A 6,469-nucleotide genomic window follows, 5' to 3' on the forward strand; every position below is an offset into this window, starting at 1 on the left:
GGTGTCGGCTTTCCCATGTTGATCCGAGACGTCGCCCCCGCCGGCCTGCGCGGTTTGATGCTCGTGGCGTTCTTCGCGGCGTTCATGTCGACGATCAGCACGCAGGTCAACTGGGCGGCATCGTACCTGGTAGGAGACTTCTACCGGCGATTCGTCAGGCCGCAAGCCGACGAGACCCACCTGACGCGGGCATCGCGCGTGGCGACGATCTTCGTCCTCGTCATCGGCGCTGGCTCCTCGTGGCTCATGCGAGGCCTCGCCGTGGACGAGGCGTGGAAACTTCTCGCCGCGCTTGGCGCGGGAACGGGGGCGGTGTTCATGCTTCGCTGGTTTTGGTGGCGAATCAACGCCTGGTCGGAGATCAGCGCCATGGCCGCCTCGCTCGTCTACTTCGTCATCGTGAGCCGTTTTGTCCAGGCGAACGAGCACCGGCTCGCCATCGTCGCGGCGCTCACCATCGTCACCTGGGTAGCCGCCACGTTTCTCACTCGACCGGAGAACGATGTGACCCTCGAACGCTTTTACGAGCGGATTCGTCCGGGAGGCCGCGGGTGGGGACCTATCGCAAGGCGCCAGCCCGAGCTCGTCGTGGATCGCAACCTCGGGACGTCGGTTCTCACCGCCCTTCTCGCGACGGCCGTCATCTACCTCACCCTTCCGGGAATCGGTTTCTTGCTCTTCGGGGAAACCACTCGAGCGATTCTATGTCTCGGCTCCGCCGCCGCCCTGGGATTCGCCGTCTATCGGTTGACGAAGAAACTTGGATTCGAGCGTCTTTATTCGTAGCGCAAGGCGACGATGGGATCGAGCGCCGAAGCCTTCTTGGCGGGGTAGAACCCCGATAACAATCCGATTCCAGCGGCGACCCCGAAGGCGAGGAGAACCGCCCACCAAGTGAGCTCGGTCGCCCAGCCGAACCTCGACTGCAGCACCTGGCAGGCCACGGCGCCGAGCGCCAGCCCCGCCACACCGCCGGCGAGGCCGAGCAGAATCGCCTCGGCAGCGAACTGCTCCCGGATCTGGCTCGCGCGGGCACCGACCGAGAGCCTCAGGCCGATCTCCCGGGTCCGCTCGGTGACCGAGAGCAGCATGACGTTGGTGATCCCAATCCCGCCCACGACGAGGGAGACCGCCGCGATCGCCGCGAGAAGCGCCGTCATCGTGCGGCTCGAACGCTCGAGCGTCACCGAGAGCTGCTCCAGCGTGGCATTTTCCAGGTTCGGCAGGTTGCCGACGACGACCCTCGAGACGGATGGGTGGAGCCCCTTGGCCAGCACTTCGCTCGCGAGAGTGGACACGGTGAAATCATCGGGCATCGTGTCTTCGATCGTGTGACGCAGTCTCAGAAGCTCGGTGATCTCGGAAGCGATCCGGGAAACTTCCCCTGATGATTCCGCGGTGACGGTGATGGTATTGAGGTTGGAAACGTTCAGCAGTCGATGGATCGTGGTGAAGGGCACGTACACGGCGTCGAAGTTGTCGTCACCGGGAGAGCCGACCGACATCCAGTTCGAGCTCGACGTCACTCCCACGATCTCGAACGGTTGGTTCCAGAGCGTGATCGTCTCGCCAACCGGATCGACGCCTTCACCGAAAAGCTTGTCGCGCACCACGCTTCCGAGAACCATCACGAGCTCGGCCTTCCGAAGCTCGGACTCGGCGAAGAACCGTCCAGATGTCAGATTGTGAGCCCTACGGATCTTCGGCAAGTCCACGTCCGTCCCGTGGAGCCTGGTGAACCAACGTCGATCGCCGTAGTGAACCCGTGCGTTCTCGTGAACCCCCGAGGCTACGTGCTGAACGCCTTCGATCGCCGCGATCGCCTCCGCGTCCTCGCGGGTCAGGGTCGCCGCGGCTCCGAGTCCTGCCTCGGCGTCCCCGAGACGCTCCGCCGCCGTGGGATGGTCGTGCTTCTCCATAGGGTCGTTCTCGAAATGGGCGAGAGCGACCGGGAACAGCGAGAGCCACCGGGGCAGGAGCGATGCATGAGGCGCGACGACTCCCCCACCGTCGTCCGTCTTCGTCCGGTAGTTCCCCGCCTTCACCACGATGACGTTCAAGCCGGCGGCACGGATCTGATCGCGGATCGCCGCCTGGGCGCCCTGCCCGAGCGCGATCGTCGTTACCACCGCACTGACGCCGATGGCCACTCCCAGGAGCGCCAGCGCCGCGCGAAGGCGATACTTCCCGAGCGCCTGGAGCGCGATCGCGAGCGTGGTTCCCACGGAGGTCATTGTACCGTCGCCACGCTCGAGTCGGCGACCACCAGCCCGTCGGCGAACTCGATGGTTCTCGTGCCGTACTCCGCGATGACGCGCTCGTGGGTGATGAGAACCACGGTCAATCCGCGCTCCCGAGAAAGCCTTTGAAACAATTCCATGATCTCGACGCTCGTGTTGCTGTCGAGGTTCCCCGTGGGCTCGTCGGCGAGAAGAATCGCCGGGGCGTTCATCAGAGCCCGCGCGATCGCCACACGCTGCTGCTGGCCTCCCGAGAGCTGACTCGGGTGGTGATGAGCGCGATCGCCGAGCCCGACCGCCTCGATGGCGGCGAGGGATTTTTCCCGTCTTACGGCACGGGACAGCTTCTCCGCACCATAGAGCAGCGGCAACTCGACGTTATCGACCGCCGAGGTTCGGGGAAGCAGGTTGAAGCTCTGGAACACGAAGCCGATCTTCTGGTTTCGCACCCACGCGAGCTCGTCCGAAGAGAGCTCGGAGACGTCGCGCCCCTCGAGCAAATAGCTGCCACTTGTCGGCCGGTCGAGGCAACCGAGGATGTGCATGAAGGTGGACTTCCCCGAACCCGAAGGACCGACGACGGTGACGAACTCACCGGGGTCGATGTCGAGCGTGATACCCCGGAGGGCAGCGACCCCCACCTCGCCCATCGAGTAGGTCTTCTCGAGATCGCGAACGGATATAAGAGTCAAGGGGTTATTCGTCGCCGCTTCCGGTCGTTCCCCCCTTCGGCTCCTCCGAGAGTTTTCCAGCAAAGGCATAGAGGAAGGTCGCGACCGACTTCTCCGCGCCCGCCATACCGTAGACTTTGCCCGCACCTTCGATGACCCAGAACTCGTTCGCCGCGTGCGCGCCGCCCCCGTGGCCCGCGGCTCCACCGACGATCGGCATGCTGATGCCAGTCGTCTCGTCGTTCACGAAGAGATAGGCGGGCCAGTACGGACCGAGGATCGAAGGCTCCGAAGCCCTGGCGCCGTAGGAGATCTCGAAGATGTCGTAGGTCGTCATCAGCGCGAGGGCGACGTCGGTGTCGTACCACATCTTGGACCAGGGAACGTCGCCGATGACGGTCAGCTCCACGTCCTCGTAGCCCTGGGCGTCCAGGTGCGCTCGAACCTTGCGGACCAAATCCAGCCCGTCCTGGTTCGGCACGTAGCGCATATTGTGCTTCGAGGTGATCTTGTTAGGAAGAATCGCGCCCGCCCCTGCGGGATACATGTTTCCTCCCCAGATGCCGTCGAGGTTGAAAGAGATGCCATAGCGGGCCATCTTCAGATACTCGAAGGGATCGTCGGCGATGAAGCGGGCGACACCGATGTTCTCCGCCGCGACCTTCATGTCGACCTTCTCCGCACGCTCGCGAAGCATGTCCTCTTCCGATTGACTCAACGGCTCGATGCCGTCGTAGAAGCCGGGCACGAGAACGCGGTTTCCGTCGTCGGCGACGATCGTCCCGATCATCTTGATGTGCCGCCAGGCGGGACTGTCAACCGAGCGTTTGAAAGCCCCGTGGATGTTCGAGGCGACGGGCCCCCTTCCCCACTTTTCACCGCTCGTGGTGAGCTCGATGTAGACGCACCCCTCCGAGCCCCCTGACAGCTCGCCGCCGCCGCTTCGTGCCTGGCTCCCGAAGCGATACATCGCCTCCGCGTCTTCGAATAGTTCGGGGTGATCCCGAACGAACTGCCGGAGGCCGATGGACATTCGTTCCTCGTCGCCCTCGGCCACGAAGATGAGATTGACGGGAAGCGTCCCGGTAACTTCCTTGACCGACATGAACGCGTTCCACTGAACCATCTGGGGGCCCTTGGAGTTGGTGGCGCCCCGACCGATGAGGACTTTCTTGAACGGGCCGTATTCCATGAGTCGGGCCTCGAAAGGAGGCGACATCCAAGCGTCCGGTTGGGTAATGGGCATCGTGTCGTACATCCAGTAGATGAGGAGCGTGCGCGGCGCTCCGTAGTCGCAGCGGGCGTAGACCACGGGATTCCCCGGCTGTCCCCACTCGGTCATCGGGATGTCGTACACCCGGGACTCCTGACAGCCCAGCTGCTCGAAGAAGCCCTTGACCATCTGCGCCGATTCGGGAATCCCCTCGCCCGAGTTCGAGACGCTCGGCTGCTGGATCCACCGCTGGAGATTGACGACGTGCTGGTCGATGTTCTCGTCGATGTGCTGGAAGACCCGTTTCAGATCCTCGGGAACGCGAGACGGATCGGGCTGGACCTCCTCGTCGCCGGCCGGACGAATGCCAAGGGAGGGTCGGGTGCTCTCTGCACCGGTCGCGGTTTCGGCCGGTCCGGAATCGGGGGGTGAAGCGCAGGCAAACACGAGCCCTGCGAGAAGAAAAGAAAGGGAAACGTCGAGCGAACGCATCGTCGGCCTCCTAACGAGAGCTGAAGTGCGCTGCATGCTATGGCCGACTCTCGCGGCTTGTCAAACTTTCGTGCTAGCCTCATTGCCTGATGACGAAGCTCGGTGCCGTGCTCGCGGTGAGCGCGTTCATCGCTTGCTCGGAGGGAGTCGACGCTCACGCTCGACGCTACGTGGAGCTGTCCCTCGCCTGGAACGAGCACGATGCTGGCTACGTGGATGCTTACTTCGGCCCGGATCTCCCCGCTCCGAAAATGACGCGCGAAGCGATCCGAGAGCAAGCCATCGGGCTGAGCTCGGCGCTCGGCGAAACGCCTGGCGAACGCGGGCGAAATCTGCGGCGACTGGTGGACTCGCTCGTCGGGCGCATCGATGTCGTCGAGGGACGCATCGTCAGTTTCGACGACGAATCGATGGCGGTCAACGGGGTCGTCCCTCCGGAGCTCGAAACCGACATCCCCGTCGAGCTAGACGGCACGTTCGAGCGACCAGTCGTTTCCGCGAGCGCTATCGACGCCGTCCTGGCGGCTGCTCTAGCCGAATGTCGCACCCGCACGAAACGACTCATCGACCTTCCCGACACCGAGAACGTTCGGCTCGAGCTCGTGCACGGCGAGCCCTGGGCCGCGTACCATCTCTACGAAGGCCGTTACCAGAGCGTCGTGCAGTTCAATCTCGATTTTCCTCTGTTCGTCGACCGGGCGATCGACGAGATCTGTCACGAGGCCTATCCCGGCCACCACGTTCAACAGGTTCTGGTCGAGCGCCACCTGGTGGAAAAGCGGGGCTTCATCGAATACTCGGTTCGACCGCTCTTCGGGCCGATGTCTTTCCTCGCCGAGGGCTCGGCCAACTATGCGCTAGAGCTGCTCTTCCCCGGCGACGAGCGCATGGCTTTCGAGCGGGACGTCCTTTTCCCTCTTGCGGGCCTGGAGCCGAGCGCCGCGCCCGTCTGCGACAGGTTGCGCCGTCGGCGGAAGCTTCTCCAGCCTGCCATCGTCGACGTAGCCCGACAGAACCTCGATGGGGAGCTCGACCTGTATTCGGCGATCCTCCGGCTCGAAAAACAGGGAGTCGTCGAGCCTCGGGCGTCGCTCGAGTTTGCCTGGCGTTATCGAAGCCAGATCGCCGCCTATACCTACGGTGAATCGCTCGTTCGCCGGCGACTCGAAAAGGAACCCTCGCCCGGGCGCGCGCTCGAGCGTCTGTGGACGACCCCCGTGTTTCCGGAGGAGCTGTGATCGATCGTTCGCTCGTGGCTTTGGTGTTCTTGCTCCTCGGGGCTTGCTCCGACGAGCCCGGCCGCCCTGCCGAGCCGCTCGAAGCCGAACCGACCCTCGATGAGAGGCCGCGCCACGGAGACCACAACCCACACCACGGGGGCGTCGTGTGGATGCAGAGCGACGACCTCCATTTCGAGGTCGTGCTCGATCCGAGCGGCGAGCACCGGGTCTATTTCACCGATGCCGTTCGCACAGAGCTTCCGGCAGCGGTCGCGGAGGACGTTTCCATCGTCATCAAACGTACAGGTGGTGAGCTCGAAGAACGGGTTGAGCTCGCGATCGACGAGTTCGGCGAGAGCTGGCTCGGAAGAGGTGCCCCTGTCGAGAACGACCCGAAGGCCACCGCCGTCGTGAGGTTCATGTATCGGGGCGAGCCTTACGAGCTCGAGGTTCCGTTCCACACGAAGCCGGCCGACCCGGGTGAATCCGATCCCCACGTCGTGCCGTGAACGCGATTCGTGACGGAGGGCTCGCTCGGCAGTTTGCGAGCGACGCTCGAGCAGCCCGTAACTTCGCATCGTCGCTCTCCGGGACATACTCGAAAGCGAGCTTCCGATGTGGAAGTGCTGGCTT

The 6,469-nt window shown here is 63.8% G+C and carries 6 protein-coding genes; 3 read left to right on the forward strand and 3 right to left on the reverse strand.

Annotated elements, in window-relative coordinates:
- Window positions 1-786, forward strand: a 786-nt coding sequence (locus VEK15_02320; protein HXV59501.1) for a sodium:proline symporter, incomplete at its 5' end; no start/stop codon positions are given.
- Here VEK15_02320 and VEK15_02325 read toward each other — a convergent pair.
- The 3 genes from VEK15_02325 to VEK15_02335 are packed head-to-tail and all read right to left on the reverse strand — an operon-like array spanning window position 777 to window position 4,616.
- Window positions 777-2,225 carry an ABC transporter permease gene (locus tag VEK15_02325; GenBank protein HXV59502.1) on the reverse strand — a complete coding sequence of 483 codons (1,449 nt, stop codon included), beginning with the start codon at window positions 2,223-2,225 and terminating at the stop codon, window positions 777-779. The genes VEK15_02320 and VEK15_02325 overlap by 10 nt on opposite strands.
- Window positions 2,226-2,230: 5 nt before the next feature.
- Complete coding sequence (locus tag VEK15_02330; GenBank protein HXV59503.1) at window positions 2,231-2,932, reverse strand: ABC transporter ATP-binding protein; 702 nt, start codon at window positions 2,930-2,932, stop codon at window positions 2,231-2,233.
- Window positions 2,933-2,936: 4 nt separating this feature from the next.
- The gene (locus VEK15_02335) at window positions 2,937-4,616 is read right to left on the reverse strand and encodes a M20/M25/M40 family metallo-hydrolase (GenBank protein HXV59504.1); all 1,680 of its coding nucleotides are present in this window, start codon (window positions 4,614-4,616) and stop codon (window positions 2,937-2,939) included.
- A gap of 89 nt (window positions 4,617-4,705) precedes the next feature.
- Between VEK15_02335 and VEK15_02340 the strand changes: the two genes are divergently transcribed.
- Both VEK15_02340 and VEK15_02345 read left to right on the forward strand, forming a co-directional pair.
- Window positions 4,706-5,854 carry a hypothetical protein gene (locus tag VEK15_02340; GenBank protein HXV59505.1) on the forward strand — a complete coding sequence of 383 codons (1,149 nt, stop codon included), beginning with the start codon at window positions 4,706-4,708 and terminating at the stop codon, window positions 5,852-5,854.
- Window positions 5,851-6,345 (forward strand): hypothetical protein, encoded by a 495-nt coding sequence (locus VEK15_02345; protein HXV59506.1) that lies wholly within the window; start codon window positions 5,851-5,853, stop codon window positions 6,343-6,345. The genes VEK15_02340 and VEK15_02345 overlap by 4 nt, the downstream gene beginning before the upstream one ends.
- The last annotated feature ends 124 nt before the right edge of the window (window positions 6,346-6,469 follow it).

The organism is Vicinamibacteria bacterium, assembly GCA_035620555.1.
Lineage (GTDB): Bacteria > Acidobacteriota > Vicinamibacteria > Marinacidobacterales > SMYC01 > DASPGQ01.

Excerpts from the sequence above, each read along its gene's own strand:
- VEK15_02335 (HXV59504.1), bottom strand. The coding sequence starts at position 4,616 with ATGCGTTCGCTCGACGTTTCCCTTTCTTTTCTTCTCGCAGGGCTCGTG.
- VEK15_02340 (HXV59505.1), top strand. The coding sequence starts at position 4,706 with ATGACGAAGCTCGGTGCCGTGCTCGCGGTGAGCGCGTTCATCGCTTGC.